The organism is Streptomyces sp. CA-111067 (assembly GCF_050956065.1).
Taxonomy (GTDB): domain Bacteria; phylum Actinomycetota; class Actinomycetes; order Streptomycetales; family Streptomycetaceae; genus Actinacidiphila.
The window spans coordinates 5,513,376-5,532,019 of record NZ_CP192103.1 but is presented as its reverse complement, the minus strand read 5'-3'; the positions used below and the strand labels follow the sequence as shown (position 1 = coordinate 5,532,019).

Genomic DNA, 18,644 nt, shown 5'->3' with positions numbered 1-18,644 from the left:
AACTGCTTCTTCCTGACTTCAAGGGGTGGAACTGGCGGACGGATGCCCTGGTACCGGCATCTGCCGCGGAGGTTCAGCCGAAGACGTACGAGACAAGGTGGGAGAAGCCATAGTCAACCACGCTCACGAACGCGATGACGACGACAACGAACACAATCACCACAGTGGTGTACGTCATCAAGTCGTTCCGGCTCGGCCAGACGACCTTGCGCAGCTCGGCGACGATCTGCCGGTAGAAGAGTGCAAGCCTGCCGAGGGGCCCCTTCTTGCCGCGCTTGCCGCCGCGGCGGGACTTCTTCTCGGTCTCCGTGTCCGCAGACGCGTCGTCCGGTACCTCGACGGAGTCCGTGATCTCAGTCACTGCGTCCTCACCTGACTCCGGATCGTGGCCATGCCGCGCCCGTCGCGCGGTACGGCGAGTGCTTACCTGCCCACGTCCGTTTCACTGGACGTGTGGAGCAGGGTCGGAGGGACTCGAACCCACAACCCCTGGTTTTGGAGACCAGTGCTCTGCCAATTGAGCTACGACCCTTCGCGACTCCTCCCAACGTACCGCAGACGGCAGGCGGAAGGGGCCACCGACGGACGAGTGTACGTGCTCAGGCGCTCTCCGTCGAACGCCTTGCCCGTTCGGCCTCACCGGCCTCGCGATGGCGTCATGAAGCCGTTTGTACTCCCCAGGCAGGAAGGTCGGCAAACCCCCGTGCCACCGCCAGCCGGGTCTGGAACGATGCAGGCATGAGCGCAGCAACTCCCCCAGTACCGTCTGCAACCGACCGGCGGGTCTCGGCCCGTGTCGGGTCGATCTCCGAGTCCGCGACGCTGGCCGTGGACGCCAAGGCGAAGGCCCTCAAGGCCGCCGGGCGCCCGGTGATCGGCTTCGGCGCCGGCGAGCCCGACTTCCCGACCCCCGGCTACATCGTCGATGCCGCCGTCGAGGCCTGCCGCAACCCGAAGTACCACCGCTACACGCCGGCCGGCGGGCTGCCCGAGCTCAAGGCCGCGATCGCCGCCAAGACGCTCCGCGACTCCGGCTACGAGGTGGACGCCTCGCAGGTGCTGGTGACCAACGGCGGCAAGCAGGCCATCTACGAGGCCTTCGCCGCGATCCTCGACCCGGGCGACGAGGTGATCGTCCCGGCGCCGTACTGGACCACCTACCCCGAGTCGATCCGGCTCGCGGGCGGCGTGCCGGTCGAGGTCGTCGCCGACGAGACCACCGGCTATCGGGTCTCGCTGGAGCAGCTGGAGGCGGCCCGCACCGCGCGCACCAAGGTCGTGCTGTTCGTCTCACCGTCCAACCCCACCGGCGCCGTCTACAGCGAGGCCGACACCGAGGCGATCGGCCGCTGGGCCGTCGAGCACGGCCTGTGGGTGCTCACCGACGAGATCTACGAGCACCTGGTGTACGGCGACGCCACCTTCACCTCGCTGCCGGCCGTCGTGCCCGAGCTGCGCGACAAGTGCATCGTCGTCAACGGGGTCGCCAAGACGTACGCCATGACCGGCTGGCGGGTCGGCTGGATCATCGGCCCGAAGGACGTGGTCAAGGCCGCGACCAACCTCCAGTCGCACGCCACGTCCAACGTCGCCAACGTCTCGCAGGTCGCGGCGCTGGCCGCGGTCTCCGGCAACCTGGACGCGGTGGCCGAGATGCGGGCCGCCTTCGACCGGCGGCGCGCCACGATCGTCCGGATGCTCAACGAGATCGACGGCATCGTCTGCCCGACGCCGGAGGGCGCGTTCTACGCGTACCCGTCGGTGAAGGCGCTGCTCGGCAAGGAGATCCGCGGCAAGCGCCCGGCCGACTCCGTCGAGCTGGCCGCGCTGATCCTGGACGAGGCGGAGGTGGCGGTGGTGCCCGGCGAGGCGTTCGGGACGCCCGGGTACCTGCGGCTGTCGTACGCGCTCGGGGACGAGGATCTGGTGGAGGGGATCTCGCGGATGCAGAAGCTGCTCGGCGAGGCGAAGGACTGAGTTTTCCGCGCCGCGGCGCGGCGGTGCGGGATAGCGGCGCGAGATCGGCGTCCGGCACCGGCCGCTCGTGCTTTCGGGCAAGCCCCCGTTCGGAGAAATGGTTCCGAGCGGGGGCTCGCGTTTGGCAGGATCTTGGAATGGCACGTGAAGTACGCGCGGCTCGCGAGATCCGCAGCCTCCCCAAGGCCCACCTGCACCTCCATTTCACCGGGTCGATGCGCCCGACGACCCTGCTCGAACTCGCCGACCTGCACGGCGTCCACCTGCCCGAGGCGCTGACCTCGGGCGAGCCCCCGAAACTGCGGGCCACCGACGAACGCGGCTGGTTCCGCTTCCAGCGGCTCTACGACATCGCCCGCTCCTGCCTGCGCACGCCGGAGGACATCCAGCGGCTGGTCAGGGAGGCCGCGGAGGAGGACGCGGCGGACGGCTCCGGCTGGCTGGAGATCCAGGTCGACCCGACCTCGTACGCGCCCCGGCTCGGCGGGCTCATCCCGACCATCGAGATCATCCTGGACGCCGTCCACACCGCGTCCCGGGACACCGGCGTCGGGATGGCGGTGGTGATCGCCGCGAACCGGATGAAGCACCCGCTGGACGCGCGGACGCTGGCCAGGCTCGCCGTGCGGTACGCCGACCGCGGGGTCGTCGGCTTCGGCCTGTCCAACGACGAGCGGCGCGGGCTCGCCCGCGACTTCGACCGCGCCTTCGCCATCGCCCGCGAGGGCGGGCTGCTGGCCGCCCCGCACGGCGGCGAACTGGCCGGGCCCGCCAGCGTCCGGGACTGCCTGGACGACCTGCACGCGGAACGGGTCGGCCACGGCGTGCGCGCGGCGGAGGACCCGCGGCTGCTGCGCCGGCTGGCGGAGAAGGGCGTCACCTGCGAGGTCTGCCCGGCTTCCAACGTGGCGCTGGGCGTCTACGACAAGCCCGAGGACGTACCCCTGCGCAAGCTGTACGAGGCCGGCGTCCCGATGGCGCTCGGCGCCGACGACCCGCTGCTGTTCGGCTCCCGGCTGGCGGCCCAGTACGAGATCGCCCGCCTGGTGCACGGCTTCAACGACGGCGAGCTCGCCGAACTGGCCCGCCAGTCGATCCGGGCGTCGCGGGCGCCGGAGGAGACGAAGGGGAGGCTGCTGGAGGGGGTCGGGGAGTGGGTGCGGGAGCCTCCGGCGGTTTAGGGGGTCCGCCGGCGCGGCGCGCCGGGGGCTTTGCGGCGCGGGCGCGCCGGGGGCTTTGCGGCGCCGGGCGCGCCGGGGCTTTGGGCGCCGGGGCTCAGGCGGCGACAGGCGCTTCGGGGCGCACGGCGCGGGCGCGCCGGGGTCTTTGCGGCGCCGGGCGCGCCGGGGTCTTTCCGCCGCCCGGCGCGAACCGGCTGCTCCGGCCGGAGGCCGTCCCCCGGCGGCTGCCCGCCGTCCGCTGCCCGCTACCCGCCCGCGGCAGCGGAGGAGGCCGGGGTGGCGCGCCAGGCGTCGGACACCGCCATCATCCGGGCCGTCTTGGCGGCGTCGCGGTCGATCATGCCGTCGAGGATCTCGTCCACCCGCTTCAGCAGGTCGTCGTCGAGCCTTCGGCCGGAGGCGGCGGCGTTCTCCGTCACCTGTTCGGGCCGGGACGCCCCGATGAGCGCCCCCGACACGCCCCGCTGGTGCAGGACCCAGGCGATGGCGAGCTGCGCCATGGACAGGCCCGCGTCCCGGGCGACCGGGGCCAGCAGCCGCACCCGCTCCAGCAGCCTGACGCCGAGCACGCGGCTGACGAAACGCGGCCCGCGGCCCTCCGTGGCGGCCCGGGAGCCCGCCGGCGGCGCCTGGCCCGGCAGGTACTTGCCGGTCAGTACGCCCTGCGCGAGCGGCTGGAAGGCCAGCTGGCCCATCCCGTTCGCCGCGCACAGCGGCACCACCTCGGGCTCGATCACCCGCCACAGCATGTTGTACTGCGCCTGGTTGGCGACCAGCCGGCTGCGCAGCCCGGTGCCGGCGGCGGTCCGCAGCGCCGCGTCGATCTGCGGCGCCGTCCACTCCGACACCCCGACGTACCGCACCTTGCCCTGCCGTACCAGGTCGTCGAAGGCGATGAGCGTCTCCTCGACCGGGGTCGTGTCGTCGAAGCGGTGCGCCTGGTAGAGGTCCACGTAGTCGGTCCCCAGGCGCCGCAGGGACGCGTGGCACGACTCCATGATGTGTTTGCGGGACAGGCCGCGGTCGTTCGGTCCCGATCCGGTCGGGAGGCACACCTTGGTGGCTATCTCCAGCGAGGCACGGCGTTCGCCGCGCAGCGTGGACCCGAGCAGTTCCTCTGCCGCCCCCTGGGCGTAGACGTCGGCGGTGTCGAAGGTCGTGATGCCGCAGTCGAGTGCGGCGCGGACGCACGCGGCGGCCGGTCCGTCGCCCACGGACTCGCCGTGCGTGAGCCAGTTCCCGTAGACGATCTCGCTGATGTGCAGGCCGCTGGTGCCGAGTTGACGCTGTTCCATGATCCCCACGCTAGTACGGAAGATCATCCGGCCCTGCCCCTACAGCGTCACGCCGACCATCACCGGCTCGTTCACGAGCGTCACGCCGAACGCCTCCCGGACGCCGTCGCGGACCTCGCGGGCCAGGGCGAGCAGGTCCTCGGTACGGGCCCGGCCCCGGTTGGTCAGCGCGAGCGTGTGCTTGGTGGAGATGCGGGCCGGGCCGGTGCCGTAGCCCTTGGTGAAGCCGGCCTTGTCGATCAGCCAGGCCGCCGACGTCTTCGTCCCGTCACCGTCGGCCGGGTAGGCGGGCGGGGTCGCGTCGGCGCCGAGCCGGGCGTGGACGCGCTCGGTGAACGCGGCGAATTCCGCCGCGCTCAGCACCGGGTTGGTGAAGAAGGAGCCGGCCGACCAGGTGTCGTGGTCGGCCTCGTCCAGCACCATGCCCTTGCCGGCCCGCAGCGCGAGCACCGTCCTGCTCGCCTCGGCCAGCGGCACCCGGTCGCCGGGTTCGACGCCCAGCGCGCGGGCGGTCTCGGCGTACTTCAGCGGCGCGGACATGCCGTCCGCGTCCTCCAACTCGAACCGGACGCGGAGCACGACGAAGCGGTCCGGGTGCTGCTTGAAGCGGCTGCCCCGGTAGGTGAACGCGCAGTCGGCGGCCGGGATCGTCACCGTCTCGCCGGTGCGGCGGTCGTAGGCGACGACCTCGGTGATCGTGCTCGACACTTCCTGGCCGTAGGCGCCGACGTTCTGAATCGGCGTGGCCCCCGCCGACCCCGGGATCCCCGCCAGGCACTCCACCCCGGCCAGCCCGGCCCCGACCGTGGCGGCCACGGCCGCCGACCAGTTCTCGCCTGCGGCGAGCTCCATGCGGGTGCCTTCGATGCGGCGGCCGGTGGTGGCGAGCTGGATGACGGTGCCGGGGAAGCCGGCGTCGGCGATCACGAGATTGCTCCCGCCGCCGAGCAGGAGAACGTCCTCGCCCTTCCTGTCCGCGTCGCGGACCGCTTCGACGACATCGTCGTCGGACTCCGCCGTCAGGAGGCGGCCGGCGGGGCCGCCGAGGCGGAGGGTGGTGAGGGGGGCGAGGGGGGCGAGGGGGGTGGCGTCTCGAACGTGCACGGCGGTTAGTTTACGGGGCGGGTTGTCGCCGGGGGGTCCGGCGCTCGGTTGCCTGCGGCGCGGGGGGTCGGGTTCGCCCCCGGTGGGCGGTGCGGTTCGTTTTCACGGCTGGGCGCCGTGCCTGCCGTTCTTCCCACCCGCCCCGCCCGTGCAGGTGCGTCCTTGGGTGCGGGTCTTCTGGTGGGTGGGGTCGGGGCCGCCCCGGGGCACCTCCTCGGGCTGATCACGGCACCGGGGTAGATCGTGAAGCCCCATGTCGTTCACAGCCCTGCGGGGGCACCCCGGACCGTCCCCTCCCAGGCCGGACGGCGGCTTGAGGCCGCAGGGGGGTGATCGGTGGGGGCGGGCGTTCGTCGTCAGTTGAAGGTCACTACGGCGGCATTGCACCCTCCGACGACTGCTGGCAGGTGCCGCCGGCGCCATGACATTCAGCCGCCCACGAACCGATGCCATGGGGGCATGAACCCATCAGCGACCGTCAGCGGCACACGAACCGAGCCACGGCCCACCGGGGGCCTTGATGCTCCATCAGTAACCCGCACCCGACAACGAACCCCAACCGCCCACCGATCACCCCCAGCGGCCGTGAAGCCGCCACTCGGCCCGGGAGGGGACGGGCCGGGGTGCCCCCGCAGGATTTCCGACAAACCGGAGTGCACCCGAAACAGAGACCCGCACGGAGGAAATCCGAGGAGGTGCCCCGGACCGGCACCGACCCCACCCACCAGAAAACGTGCACCCAAGGACGCACCCGCACGGGCGGGGCGGTGGGAAACACCGGCAGGCACGGCGCCCAGCCGTGAAAACGAACCGCACCACCCACCGGGCCCCGGGGGCACAAGCCCCCACCCACCCGGCCGGTCAGGCCCCGGAGCCGGGGCTCAGAGATCGAAGGTCGTGGTGGGTGTCGCCACAGACACCGGGCCGGCGTACGTGCGGCGAGCGGCCGTGAGAGCCGCGTCCGGGGGTGTGGCCGGCCACAGGTGGGTGAGGAGGAGGCGGCCGACGCCGGCGCGTTCCGCGTGCTCGCCCGCCTGACGCGCGCTGGAGAGGAAAGCGTGGTCCTCCCGCGGCACCTCCTCCGGATACGTCGCCTCCGCGAGGAACAGATCCGCGCCGCGCGCGAGTTCGACCACGTCGGGACTGGGCCCGGTATCCCCGGTGTACGCCACGCTGCGCCCACCGGCACTGACCCGCACCCCCGCATTGGGCACGAAGTGCGGCAACGCCCACGACGCCACCCTGAACGGCCCCACCTCAAAACCGGCCCCCGCCGCGAACTCATCCAACCGGTAGGAATCATCAAGCATGCCCGGCCGATCCAACGCCAGCACCGCATCAACCGCCCCGGGCAGCGCATAAACAGGCAACGCCACCGGCGGCTCCGCACCGAGCGCCCGCGCCCGCAGCAGCGGGTTGAGGTCCGCGCAGTGATCGGGGTGACCATGGCTGACCAGCACCGCGTCGATCTCCTCGGCCCCGACCCGTTCAAGCAACCGCGGCAACGTCGCGTATCCGGGATCGAGCAGCAGCCGAAACCCCTCGTGCTCCACCAGATACCCGCTGCAAGCCTGCCCAACGCCAGGCCAAGCCCCGCACCCCCCGAGCACCGTGATCTTCATACCCCCGAAGGCTACGTCGCCGGGTCACGCCCCGAAGAGCGGTCAGCGGAGGACCGCGGCCAGGAGGTCGGAGCCCAGGGCGCTCAGGTCGGGGAGGTTGAGGGTGTAGCGGACGTAGCGGCCGTCCCTTCGGGTGGTGAGGAGGCCCGCGCGGCGGAGGACGGCCAGGTGGCGGGAGACCTCTGGTGGGGTGAGTTCCCAGGCGTTCGCCAGTTCGCCCGTCGTGTGGGGGCCGCGGGCCAGCGTGCGCAGGAGTCGTAGCCGTACGGGGTGGGCGAGGGCCTCCAGTCGCAGGGTGACCGTTTCCAGGGGCACCGGTTCCGCCGGGCTCGCCTCCACCGGGTACTGCACCACCGGCTGCCACCCGGGGGCGTGGACCACGACCAGGTGGGGGCGGCCGAAGACGCTCGGCAGGAACGTGACTCCGGCACCATGCGCGGCGGTCGCGTTGTCCTGGAGCTTGTCCACGACGATGCAGTCGCCGTCCGGTGCCAGGGTGACGGCGCCCGACACGGACACGAGGGCCGCGCCGATGCCCTGACGCTTCAGCAGGTCGTTCTTCAGCCGCAGGTCGGTGGCGAGTTGGACGGCGACACCGTCCCAAGCGGCGTCGAAGAACGCCTCGGCGCACTGTTCGAGGGTGTGCCGCACCCGTGCCCGTACGGCGGCCGGGTCCGCGAGCAGCCGCTCCGCGAACGCCTCTTGGAGCGCGCCGCGCGCCTGGGCCAGGTCAAGCGCCCGTTCCCGCGCGCCCGCGTCGGCGAGCGGCGACGGCGAGCCGAAGTGCACCCGGTTGCTGCCGCACGTGGTGATGAGCGCCGCGGACACGTACTTCTCGTCATCGATCCGGTCGACGTCGTCCAACTCCTCGGCCAGGCTCAGCCGGGGACGCGCGGGCACCAGGAAATCGGCCCGCGACGACCGCCACAGGAACTCCGCCTCCCTGAGCCGCTCGGCCAGCTCCGGCGGCAGCCCGGCCCAGACGTCCGCGGCCCACCCGCCGAGCTGCGGGTGATGCGTGGGTTCCGCCAGCACGTGCAGCATCGCGGTCAGCTCGGCCAGCGGCGACGCGGCGAACCGCACTCGCCCGGACGGCGGTCCGCCGATGTCGATCCTCAAGGTCATGCCCCCCATCATCGACGACCGGACACCCCCCGACCTCGTCGATTGACGATGTCCGTCAACCCACGAGGCCGTCCCGGCACCCGAACGCACCGTTGGCGTCATGGCAATCCACCCCCGCACCCTCATCCGCGCCTCCGGAGGCCCCCGCTACGCCGTCGCCGTGGCCGTGGACGCCCTCGGCACCGGCCTGCTGCGCCCCTTCCTCCTCCTGTACGGCGTGACGGTGCTGAGGCTGTCCGCCGCCGCCACCGGCATCGCCATGACGGTCGGCGTCGTCATGGGCCTGGCGTGCATGCCCGCCGTCGGCCGATGGCTCGACCGGGGCACACCGAGCAAGGTCGTGGCCGCCGCCATGCTCATCCGCGTACCCGGCGTGGCCCTCCTGCTGGCCACCCCGGCCGGCCACGTCTGGCTGTTCGCGACGGCCGCGCTCTTCCTCGGCATCGGCAACCAGGCGTGGCCGCCCGCCCACGCGGCCGTCGTGTCCACGGTCTCCCACGGCCGCGAACGCGACGCGGCCCTCGCCGGAGCCCGCGCGCTGCGCAACGCCGGCATGGGCGCGGGCGCCCTCGTCGCCACCGCCTGCCTGACCGGCGGCGCCACCGCCCTCCAGGCCCTCGCGGCCGGCACCGGCCTCGCCTACCTCGCCGCCGCAGCCCTGGCCGGCACGGTCCGCCTCCCCCCGCGCCCGCCCGCCGTCTCGACCGACCCCAGCGGCCCCGCCCCCCGCATGGGACGACTGCTCGCCGCCAACATCGTCTACGCCTTCTGCCTCAACATCACCGAAGTCGCCCTCCCCCTGGTCCTGGTGACCCAACTCCACGCGTCCCCGGCCTGGTCGGCGGCCATCTTCGTCGCGAACACGGTCCTGGTGGTCACCCTCCAGGTCCCGGTCACCGTCCTGATGTCCCGCTTCCCCCGGCGAACCGTCCTGGCCCTCGCCGGCGTGCTCCTCGCCGCGTCCTACCTCGGCTTCCTCGGCGCCACCGAACTGGGCCACGGCTGGAGCGCGCCGGCCGTCGCCGCGGTGTCCGTGGCGAGCACGATCGGCGAGATCATCTACGCGGGCAGCGCCACGGCCCTGGTCGCCGCCCTGGCGCCGCCCCACGCCCTGGGCCGCGCCCTGGCCCGCTTCCAACTCTCCACCGGCTTCGGCCTGGCCATCTCCCCCGCCGTGATCACCACGCTGTCCGCTCCCGGCCCCAGCACTCTCTGGGCCACTCTCGCCGGCGCGACGCTTCTCTCCGCGGGGGCGGTTGCCACGGAGGGGCCTCGCGCCGCGCCGGTCCGCGACGAGGCCGCCCCGATGCGGCCTGCCAACGAGCCCCAGGCCCTACCGGTCACGTCCCGGCGGCCGTGAGCCGCCTTCCCGGTTGCCACCGGGTGGGTTTCCGGGGGGTGGGGGAGGCGGGGATCCGCCGGCCCCGGGCGGGTGGGGGAGGTGGTGGCTCGCTCCCGGTTACCCCCGGGTGGGGGTTATCGCCCCGGTGGGCGGTGCCGTTTCGTTTTCACGGCTGGGCGCCGGGCCTGCCGTTTTTTCCCACCCGCACCACCCGTGCGAGTGCGTCCTTAGGTGCACGTTTTCTGGTGGGTGGGGTCGGTGCCGCCCCGGGGCACCTCCTCGGGCTGATCACGGCACCGGGGCGAATTGGTGAACCCCATGTCGTTCACAGCCCTGCGGGGGCACCCCGGACCGTCCCCTCCCAGGCCGGACGGCGGCTTGAGGCCGCGAGGGGTGATCGGTGGGTGGCTGAGGTAAGTGGTCGGGTGGCGGTCACTGCATGGAGCATTGGCGGCCCTGCCCGTCCCCACCCAGGCCCGGTTGGCGACTCACGGCCGCAGGAGGGTGATCGGTGCCCGGCCGAGGTACGTGGTCGAGTGCCGGTCACTGCATGAAGCATTGCGCCCTCGCCCGTCCCCACCCAGGCCCGGTTGGCGGCTCACGGCCGCAAGGGGTGATCGGTGGGTGGCTGAGGTAAGTGGTCGGGTGGCGGTCACTGCATGGAGCATTGGGAGCCCTGCCCGTCCCCACCCAGGCCCGGACGGCGGCTCACGGCCGCAAGGGGTGATCGGTGGGTGGCTGAGGTAAGTGGTCGGGTGCCGGTCACTGCATGGAGCATTGGGGGCCCTGCCCGTCCCCACCCCGGCCCGGTTGGCGGCTCACGGCCGCAGGGGGGTGATCGGTGGCCGGCCGAGGTGCGTGGTCGGGTGCCGGCCACTGCATGGAGCATTGCGCACCCGCCAGTCCCGTCCCACGCCCGGTTGGCGGCTCAGGGCTTTTGGTGGTGGCGGTCTTGCGCAGGGCGGCCGGTGGAGGCTGGGACTCTGATGGCGGTTATCAGCCCTCATCCACCAGCGACTTGTCAGCCGCCAGACCGGGCCCAGCCAGGAGCCCTCGGGGGGCGCAATGCTCCATCAGTAACCCGCAGCCGACAACGAACCCCAACCGCCCACCGATCACCCCCCGCGGCCTCAAGCCGCCGTCCGGCCCGGGAGGGGACGGACCGGGGTGCCCCCGCAGGATTTCCGACAAGCCGGTGTGCACACGAAAAACAAACCCGCACGGAGGGAATCCGAGGAGGTGCCACGGGCCGGCACCGACCCCACCCACCAGAAAACGTGCACCCAAGGACGCACCTGCACGGGTGGTGCGGGTGGGAAGAACGGCAGGCACGGCGCCCAGCCGTGAAAACGAACCGGCACCACCCACCGGGCCCCGAGGGCACAAGCCCCCACCCACCCGGACCGAAGCAACCCCCGCACCGCACCCCGAAAAGCGACGAGCCCCGCCCCCCGAAAGGGACGAGGACTCGTCAACAGCCGCACCCGGCGCCAAGCCGACCGCAGGTCAGCAGATCAGCAGGTCAGGACGCCCGCTCCAGGTCCAGGACCCGCCCCTCCCCGCTCCCCGCCACCGGCCCCCCGGTGGCCCCCGCGACCCGCCGCGGAATCAAAAGCGCTGCCCCCACCGCAGCAACCAAGATCCCCGCCCCCACCCACAGAGCCGGCGTCAGGCCGTCCACGAAGGCCGCCCCCGACCCGTACCCGCCCTGCGCCGCGAAGATCGACCCGAGCACCGCGATCCCGAGTGCCCCGCCGACCTCCCGCACCGCGTTGTTCGCGCCGGAGGCGACCCCCTGCTCCGAACCCCGCACACTCCCCATCACCAGACTCGTGGCGGGGGCCACGAACAGCGCCATGCCCACCCCGCTGATGATCAGCGCGGGCAGCTGTGCCGCGTACGACACGTCGGGCGAGAGGATCGTCGCGAACCAGCCGAGTCCGATCGCCTGGAGCGCGAGACCCGCCGCGACCACCGGGCGGCCGCCGATCCGGTCGGAGAGGAAGCCGGCGATCGGCGCGACGATCATCGGCGCCCCGGTCCAGGGCAGCATCCGCAGGCCCGCCTCGGTCGGCGCGTAGCCGACCACGTTCTGCAGGAACTGGCTGAGCAGGAAGATCGATCCGAACATCCCGGTGAACATCAGCATGCTCGCCGCGTTGATCGCGCTGAACCCGCGGCTGCGGAACAGCCGCATGGGCAGTATCGGGTTCTGCGCGGTGGCCCCGTGCCGGATGAACGCGGCGACGAACACCGCCCCGCCGATCAGCCCGCCGAGCACCTGCGTGGACGTCCACCCCTTGTCGGTGGCGTTGACGAGCGCGTAGACGATCCCGAAGAGGCCGATGCTGATCAGCGCCGTTCCGCGCGGGTCGAGCCGGGCGCCGGGGGCGGTGGACTCGTTGAGCCGCAGCCGGGCGAGCGGGATGAGGGCGACGCCCAGCGGGACGTTCAGCCAGAAGATCCACTGCCACGAGATGTGCTCGGTGAGGCCGCCGCCGATGAGCGGGCCGCTGGCGATGGCGAGGCCGTTGACGGCACCCCAGATGCCGTACGCCATTCCGCGGCGCTCGGCGGGCACGGCCGCGGTGAGCAGCGTGAGCGTGAGCGGCATCATGATCGCCGCGCCCACTCCCTGTACGGCGCGGAACGCGATCAGCTCTTTGATCCCCGGTGCCATCGCCGCCGCGGCGGACGCGCCGGTGAAGATGGTGATGCCGATGACGAAGAGCCGGCGGCGTCCGAAGCGGTCGCCGAGCGAGGCGCCGAACATGAGCAGGACGGCGAAGGTGAGCGTGTACGCGTTCACCGTCCATTCGAGGTCGGACAGCGCCCCGCCGAGGTCCTTGCGGATCGAGGGCAGTGCCGTGGTGACGACGAGGTTGTCGAGCGCCGCCATGAAGCCGGCGATGCTGGTGATGATGAGCGCCCAGGTGGCGCTCGCCGGACGTCGGTCCGTCTGCTGCTTCATTGCTCCCCCATAAGGGCTCGCGGATCGATTTCGATTAGTTATCAATGACTAACTTTGCCGGGCAAAAAAAGGGGTCCCACCGTGGAGCGGGCGCCCGCGGGCGTCACTCCGGCCTTGCCGTCTTGTAGAAGCCCTCCCAGTTGCGGTGCCCGGGGGGAAAACCCAGCGACAGCAAGGTGTTGCAGAGCATGCCGTAGGCGAGGAAGGTCGTCGTCTCGTCCACATCCCCGCCGAGCTCCACGTGCACGGCGTCCCACAGGTCCTGCCAGCCCTCGCGGACGGCCTCGCCGAACTCGTGGTCGCCCTCCGCCTCGGCCGCGGCCACCGCGACGTACGTCTGCATCTGCATCAGCAGCCGATCGGGGTCGTCGGCGATCAGATCCTGGTAGGCGGTGGCCATCGCGTCGAGCCGCTCCTCCAGCGGCAGGCCCTTCGCCGCCTCCTGGAACGCCTCGCGGGTGATGACCAGACAGTGCTGCGAAGCTGCCAGGAAGATGGCCTGCTTGTTCGGGAAGAGCCGGAAGAGGTACGGCTGCGAGACGCCGACGCGGCGGGCGATCGCCTCGGTGGACGTCCCCTTGTAGCCGCCGTGGGCGAACTCGCCCATCGCCGCGCGAATGACGCTCTCGCGTCGCTCCTCTGCGCTCATCCTGACCATGCCGGCAAAGTTAGTGGCCAATCACTAAGGATGTCAACCGCTGCGGTGAGGTGTCCCTCGCGGGGCTGAGCGCGCGTAAGGGGCGCCCACACTAGGTGAGCGCCCCTTACCGTCCGTACGTCACGCGGCCGTCAGCCGAGCCGCACCACCGCGCGGGACATGCCAAGCACCTTCTGGCCCGCGGACATCGCGACCAGGTCCACCCGCACCTGGTTGTCGTCCAGCTTGGCGGCCACCTTCGCCGTCACCTCGATGACGGCGCCCTTGTCGTCGTCCGGCACCACGACCGGCTTGGTGAACCGCACCCCGTACTCGACGACCGCGCCCGGGTCGCCGGCCCAGTCGGTGACGACCTGGACCGCCGACGCCATGGTGAACATGCCGTGCGCGATCACGTCCGGCAGCCCGACCTCGCGGGCGAAGCGCTCGTTCCAGTGAATCGGGTTGAAGTCGCCGGACGCGCCCGCGTAGCGCACGAGGGCGGCGCGGTCGACCGGGAAGCTGCGGGCGGGCAGTTCGGTGCCGACCTCGACGTCCGCGTAGCCGATTGTGGCCGCCATCACGCGTCTCCCTTGCCTGCCGGCGCCCCGGCGGTCGCGTCCGCCGCCGGATCCGCCGCCGCTCGCGAGACCAACTTCGTCCAGGCGGTCACCACGTGCTCGCCCGACTCGTCGTGGACCTCGCCCTTGATGTCGATGATGTCGTTGCCCGCCAGCGACTTGACCGTCTCGATGGTGGAGGTCACCGTCAGCCGGTCCCCCGCCCGTACCGGCCGGGTATAAGCGAACTTCTGGTCGCCGTGCACCACCCGGCTGTAGTCGAGCCCGAGTTCCGGGTCGGAGATGACCTGGCCGGCCGCCTTGTACGTGATCGCGAAGGCGAACGTCGGCGGCGCGATCACATCCGGGTGCCCGAGCGCCTTCGCGGCCTCGGGGTCGGTGAACGCCGGGTTCCGGTCGCCGATCGCCTCGGCGAACTCGCGGATCTTCTCTCGTCCCACCTCGTAGGCGGGGGTGGGCGGATAACTCCGCCCCACGAAGGACTGGTCCAGAGCCATCGGCACCTCCGGTGCGCACACGTACACGTCAGTCACGTCAGTGGTCAACGCCGCGAGGCCGTTCCCGGTGATGACACGGGAACGGCCTCGCGGATGGAGCTACGGCCTGCTGCGTACGCCTGGCCTGGTGGTGACGGGTGGTGCTGGTACTGCTGAGCGGCGTACGCGGTGGGACCGGCGTAGTGAAGTGCTTGCGTCAGCGCGTTTCGCGGTGTGCGGTGTGCGCGTTGCAGCGGGGGCAGTGCTTCTTCATCTCAAGACGGTCCGGGTTGTTGCGCCGGTTCTTCTTGGTGATGTAGTTCCGCTCCTTGCACTCCACGCAGGCCAGCGTGATCTTCGGGCGGACGTCGGTGGCGGCCACGTGAGTGCTCCTTGCCAAACAGGTATATGAACACAGAAATAGTAGCCGATCGAGGGACCGATCCCGCAATCGGCTACGGAGAGTAGCGGCGACCGGACTTGAACCGGTGACACAGCGATTATGAGCCGCTTGCTCTACCGACTGAGCTACGCCGCTGTGACGAACAGGCCCCCGCCGGTGTGGCGGGGAACCGATCCATCAGAGCCCCAATACGGAATCGAACCGTAGACCTTCTCCTTACCATGGAGACGCTCTACCGACTGAGCTATTGGGGCGAGCGAGGAAGACATTACACGGTCCGCAGCCATACGTGAAATCCGTATCGCGCGGGGCAGATCGGGCCCACCGGGCATCCGGGACGCACCCCTGACGGGCCGTCGGCGGAGCCGTTGCCGGCATCCGGCCGGCCCCCGACCGACCCCTGGTCGAGCCCTGGTCGAGCCCCGCCCGGGCCCGTCGCCGGACCCCTGCCCGTACCCCCGGCGCGCGCTCCCGCGCGACCCTGACCAGTACGACTAATGCTTTCTGCCAGGTGCGCGCCCCGCCGCCCCCTAGGCTCGGCTTCGCGTGATCCTGCCTCCCGCCGCCGCCCGCCTGCCCGCATCGGAGGAGCACGATGACCGAGAGCCCCCGGGGCACCGCCGCCGAGACCGCCACCCTGCTGCTGTGCGGCGCCCGGCTGACCGACGGCCGGACCGTCGACGTACGGCTCAGCGGCTCCCGGATCGAGGCCGTCGGCACCGTCGGCAGCCTCGACGCGCCGCCGGGCCGGGCCGGCCAGTACGGCCCGGCCGCGTCCACCGGCTCATCCGGCCAGCCCGGTTCGCCCGGCCAGTCGGCCCAGTCGGGCCAGTCCGGGCGGGCCGCCCCCGGCACCCGGATCGACCTGCGCGGCTACCTCCTGCTGCCCGCGCCCGCCGAGCCGCACGCGCACCTCGACCTCGCGCTGACCGCGGGCGCCGGCGGGCCGCCGCCCGGCGACGTCGCCGACGTCCAGCGCCGCGCCACCGAGGGCGCCCTGCTCCAGCTCGGCCACGGCGCGACCGCCGTCCGCAGCCACGTACGGGTCGGCGACGTGCAGGGGCTGCGTTCGCTCGAAGCCGTGCTGTCCGCGCGGCGCGCGCTGCGCGGACTGGTGGACGTGCACACCGTCGCCGTACCGCGGCTGCTCACCGGCGTCGCGGGCGCGGACGGGCTCGCGACGCTGCGGGACGCGCTGAAGATGGGCGCCGGGGTGGTCGGCGGCTGCCCTGACCTCGACCCCGACCCGAGCGGTTACGCGGAAGCCGCGCTGTCGCTGGCCGCCGAGTTCGGGGTGCCGGTCGATCTGCACACCGCGGCTGACGACCCCGGGCGGCTGGCCCGGCTGGCCGCGATGGCCGGCGGCCTGCGTCCCGGGGTCACGCTCGGCCCCTGCCACGGCCTGGGCGCGCTGCCGCCCGAGACGCTGGCCGCGGCGGCGGGGCGGCTGGCGGCGGCGGGCGTCTCGGTGACCGTCCTGCCGCAGGGCGGCTGCGGCGGCCTGGAGACGGTACGGCGCGGCGCCGCGCGGTTGCTGACCCCGTTGCGGCTGCTGCGTTCGGCCGGGGTCCGGGTCACGGCGGGCAGCGGGGCGCTCGGCGATCTCGCCAACCCGGTGGGGCGGGGCGATCCGCTGGAGGCCGCGTTCCTGCTCGCGTCGTACGGCGAGTGCGGGGCGGCGCAGGCATACGAGACGATCAGCTGCGGGGCGCGGGAGGTGCTGGGGCTGCCGGCGGTACGGGTGGAGGCGGGCTTCCCGGCGGAGCTGCTCGCGGTGCGCGGGGAGAGCGTCGAGGCGGTGCTTTCGCTGGCGTACAGCCGGATGGTCATTCATCGGGGGCGGGTGGTGTCGCGCACGAGTGCGGTGCGGGAGTACTGCGATTCGGCGAGCGAGGCGGCGTTGGATCTGCCGCGGCAGGCGCATCGGGAGGCGTAGGGGGGCGGGTTCGCGGGCGAGGCGTCCTCCCGCGTTCAAGTCCGTTCCCCCGCGTTCAGGTGCGCTCAGGTGCGTTCACGTGCGCGGGGTGTGGCGCCGGGCTCGCGCGCGAGGCGTTGCGCCGACTTCCTAGGCTTGGGGCGTAGCGTCGAGTCCATGCGCACAGTGATCGCTGGTGGACATGGACAGATCGCGCTGCGGCTGGAGCGTCAGCTCGCCGCGCGCGGTGACAGCACGGTCGGGCTGATCCGCAACCCCGCCCAGGCCGACGATCTCAGGGCGGCCGGCGCGGAACCGGCGGTGCTCGACCTGGAGTCCGCCGACGTCGCCGATGTGGCGGCGGTGCTGTCCGGCGCTGACGCGGTGGTGTTCGCGGCGGGCGCGGGAGCCGGCAGCGGCCCGGACCGCAAGCTGACGGTCGACCGTGACGCCGCCGTCCTGCTCGCCGACGCGGCCGAGCGCGCGGGCGTGCGCCGGTACGTGATCGTCTCCTCGATGGGCGCGGACGCCGAGGCGACCGGTTCCGACGAGGGCTTCACGGCGTACCTGCGCGCGAAGGGCGCGGCCGACGACGCGGTACGGGCGCGTACGTCCCTGGACTGGACGGTGCTGCGCCCCGGCGGCCTGACCGACGAGACCGGCACCGGCCGGGTGAACCTGTCCACCGGCCACACCGGGCGCGGCACCGTGCCGCGGGACGACGTGGCGACCGTACTCGTCGCGCTGCTCGACACGCCCGCGACGGCGGGGCTCACGCTCGAACTGATCTCGGGGGATGTGCCTGTCGCGGCGGCGGTGGAGCGGTTGACGAGCTGAGCGGGGTGGAGGGGTTGACGCGGCACGCTTCGGGGTCGGGGGTTTCCGCGACCCGGGAGCGGGTGGCGCCTGACCGAACCCAGGTCGTCCAGCCGGGCCAAGGCCCTGACCAGGCGGACGGTGCCGACCCCGGAACGTCCCCGGGCCCGGGCCCGGGCCCGTCCTCGTCGCCGTCACCATCGCCGTCCCGGGACCCGTACTTCGACAACGCCAAGCTGCTGGCCGTCGTCCTGGTGGTGTGCGGCCACTTCTGGGAACCGCTGCTCCCCTATACGGGTGAGCGCGGCGTCACGGCGCTCTACCTGCTGACGTACGCGTTCCACATGCCCGCGTTCATCGTCATGTCGGGTTACTTCTCGCGGTCGTTCGCCGCGCAACCGCGGCAGATGCGGCGGCTGGTGACCGGCGTGCTGGTGCCGTTCCTCTTCTGGAACACGCTGCTGACCGGCTACACCGATCTGCTGAACGGGCAGCACGTCACGCTCCGCCCGCTGACCCCGGTGTGGATCACCTGGTTCCTGATGTCGCTGTTCCTGTGGCGGCTGACGGCGCCGCTGTGGTCGACGCTGCGGGCGCCGGTGGCGGTGGCGACGGCGGTCTTCCTGGCGAGCGGCGCCTTCCCGTTCGGCGCGCAGCTCTCCTTGACGCGGACGCTGCAATTCCTGCCGTTCTTCGTACTGGGCCTGACGATCCGCCCGTCCCGCCTGGCGTGGCTGCGCGAGACCCGCTGGGTCCGGCGGGCGGCCGTCCCCGTCCTCGCGGCGGCCCTGGCAGCCGCGTACCTGCTGGCCGGCCACCTCTCCCCCGCCTGGCTCTACCGCAGCGGCGGCGCCCACGACCTGCACGTCTCGTACGCCCGCTGGCTGACCGAGACGACGGCGATCTACGCGGCCGCCCTCGTCCTGACCGCGGCGTTCCTCTCCCTGATCCCCCGCACCCGCACCTGGTTCACCCCCCTGGGAGCGGGCACGATGTACGCCTTCCTGATCCACGCGTTCCTCCGCGAGACCCTGATCCACACGGGCGCGTACCCCCACATCGCCCACAGCGCCTCCGCCGAACTCACCCTGACGGCCACATCCGTGGCCCTAGCCCTGACGCTGTGCACCCCGCGAATCCGCCAAACCCTCCGCCCCCTGGTGGAGCCCCGCCTCACCTTCCTCTTCCGCAACCCGTGA

At 72.3% G+C, this 18,644-nt stretch carries 16 protein-coding genes and 3 tRNA genes; 6 read left to right on the top strand and 13 right to left on the bottom strand.

The window, feature by feature from the left end; genetic code table 11:
* Positions 1-73: 73 nt before the first annotated feature.
* A complete protein-coding gene (gene secE, locus ACQPW6_RS24315) occupies positions 74-352 on the bottom strand; it encodes a preprotein translocase subunit SecE (RefSeq protein ID WP_433894641.1) in 279 nt (92 codons plus the stop codon).
* 107 nt (positions 353-459) lie between these two features.
* Positions 460-532, bottom strand: a tRNA-Trp gene (locus ACQPW6_RS24310).
* Between the two features lie 206 nt (positions 533-738).
* On the opposite strand from ACQPW6_RS24310, the gene ACQPW6_RS24305 reads away from it, so the two are divergent.
* Both ACQPW6_RS24305 and ACQPW6_RS24300 read left to right on the top strand, forming a co-directional pair.
* The gene (locus ACQPW6_RS24305) at positions 739-1,977 is read left to right on the top strand and encodes a pyridoxal phosphate-dependent aminotransferase (RefSeq protein WP_433891795.1); all 1,239 of its coding nucleotides are present in this window, start codon (positions 739-741) and stop codon (positions 1,975-1,977) included.
* Positions 1,978-2,114: 137 nt separating this feature from the next.
* Complete coding sequence (locus tag ACQPW6_RS24300; protein WP_433891794.1) at positions 2,115-3,158, top strand: adenosine deaminase; 1,044 nt, start codon at positions 2,115-2,117, stop codon at positions 3,156-3,158.
* Positions 3,159-3,403: 245 nt separating this feature from the next.
* Here ACQPW6_RS24300 and ACQPW6_RS24295 read toward each other — a convergent pair whose 3' ends face one another.
* From ACQPW6_RS24295 to ACQPW6_RS24280, 4 genes are all read right to left on the bottom strand, one after another.
* Complete coding sequence (locus ACQPW6_RS24295) at positions 3,404-4,453, bottom strand: aldo/keto reductase family protein (RefSeq protein WP_433891793.1); 1,050 nt, start codon at positions 4,451-4,453, stop codon at positions 3,404-3,406.
* 39 nt (positions 4,454-4,492) lie between these two features.
* Entirely contained in the window at positions 4,493-5,557 is a 1,065-nt protein-coding gene (locus ACQPW6_RS24290; protein WP_433891792.1) for a UDP-N-acetylmuramate dehydrogenase, read from the bottom strand.
* 881 nt (positions 5,558-6,438) lie between these two features.
* Positions 6,439-7,179: an MBL fold metallo-hydrolase gene (locus tag ACQPW6_RS24285; RefSeq protein WP_433891791.1), complete on the bottom strand. Its 741-nt coding sequence runs from the start codon at positions 7,177-7,179 to the stop codon at positions 6,439-6,441.
* Between the two features lie 42 nt (positions 7,180-7,221).
* Complete coding sequence (locus tag ACQPW6_RS24280) at positions 7,222-8,304, bottom strand: DUF5937 family protein (protein ID WP_433891790.1); 1,083 nt, start codon at positions 8,302-8,304, stop codon at positions 7,222-7,224.
* 100 nt (positions 8,305-8,404) lie between these two features.
* Between ACQPW6_RS24280 and ACQPW6_RS24275 the strand changes: the two genes are divergently transcribed.
* Positions 8,405-9,664, top strand: a complete 1,260-nt coding sequence (locus tag ACQPW6_RS24275) for an MFS transporter (protein ID WP_433891789.1) — start codon at positions 8,405-8,407, stop codon at positions 9,662-9,664.
* A 1,504-nt stretch (positions 9,665-11,168) separates the two neighbouring features.
* On the opposite strand, the gene ACQPW6_RS24270 is transcribed toward ACQPW6_RS24275, so the two are convergent.
* The 7 genes from ACQPW6_RS24270 to ACQPW6_RS24240 all read right to left on the bottom strand — a co-directional run bounded on the left by ACQPW6_RS24270 (position 11,169) and on the right by ACQPW6_RS24240 (position 14,968).
* A complete protein-coding gene (locus ACQPW6_RS24270; protein WP_433891788.1) occupies positions 11,169-12,617 on the bottom strand; it encodes an MFS transporter in 1,449 nt (482 codons plus the stop codon).
* Positions 12,618-12,720: 103 nt separating this feature from the next.
* Positions 12,721-13,275: a TetR/AcrR family transcriptional regulator gene (locus tag ACQPW6_RS24265; protein WP_433894640.1), complete on the bottom strand. Its 555-nt coding sequence runs from the start codon at positions 13,273-13,275 to the stop codon at positions 12,721-12,723.
* A 131-nt stretch (positions 13,276-13,406) separates the two neighbouring features.
* Entirely contained in the window at positions 13,407-13,835 is a 429-nt protein-coding gene (locus tag ACQPW6_RS24260) for a MaoC family dehydratase (RefSeq protein ID WP_433891787.1), read from the bottom strand.
* Positions 13,835-14,332 (bottom strand): FAS1-like dehydratase domain-containing protein, encoded by a 498-nt coding sequence (locus tag ACQPW6_RS24255; RefSeq protein ID WP_433891786.1) that lies wholly within the window; start codon positions 14,330-14,332, stop codon positions 13,835-13,837. Before ACQPW6_RS24255 ends, ACQPW6_RS24260 begins: the two co-directional genes overlap by 1 nt.
* Positions 14,333-14,528: 196 nt before the next feature.
* On the bottom strand, positions 14,529-14,693 hold the full coding sequence (gene rpmG, locus ACQPW6_RS24250) for a 50S ribosomal protein L33 (protein WP_003948671.1): 165 nt from the start codon (positions 14,691-14,693) through the stop codon (positions 14,529-14,531).
* Between the two features lie 83 nt (positions 14,694-14,776).
* Positions 14,777-14,849 (bottom strand) — tRNA-Met (locus ACQPW6_RS24245).
* A 46-nt stretch (positions 14,850-14,895) separates the two neighbouring features.
* Positions 14,896-14,968, bottom strand: a tRNA-Thr gene (locus ACQPW6_RS24240).
* Between the two features lie 341 nt (positions 14,969-15,309).
* Here ACQPW6_RS24240 and ACQPW6_RS24235 point away from each other — a divergent pair.
* From ACQPW6_RS24235 to ACQPW6_RS24225, 3 genes are all read left to right on the top strand, one after another.
* Positions 15,310-16,650, top strand: coding sequence for an amidohydrolase family protein (locus ACQPW6_RS24235; protein WP_433891785.1), 1,341 nt, complete (start codon positions 15,310-15,312; stop codon positions 16,648-16,650).
* A 156-nt stretch (positions 16,651-16,806) separates the two neighbouring features.
* The gene (locus tag ACQPW6_RS24230) at positions 16,807-17,466 is read left to right on the top strand and encodes an SDR family oxidoreductase (protein WP_433891784.1); all 660 of its coding nucleotides are present in this window, start codon (positions 16,807-16,809) and stop codon (positions 17,464-17,466) included.
* Positions 17,467-17,528: 62 nt separating this feature from the next.
* Positions 17,529-18,644: an acyltransferase family protein gene (locus tag ACQPW6_RS24225; protein ID WP_433891783.1), complete on the top strand. Its 1,116-nt coding sequence runs from the start codon at positions 17,529-17,531 to the stop codon at positions 18,642-18,644.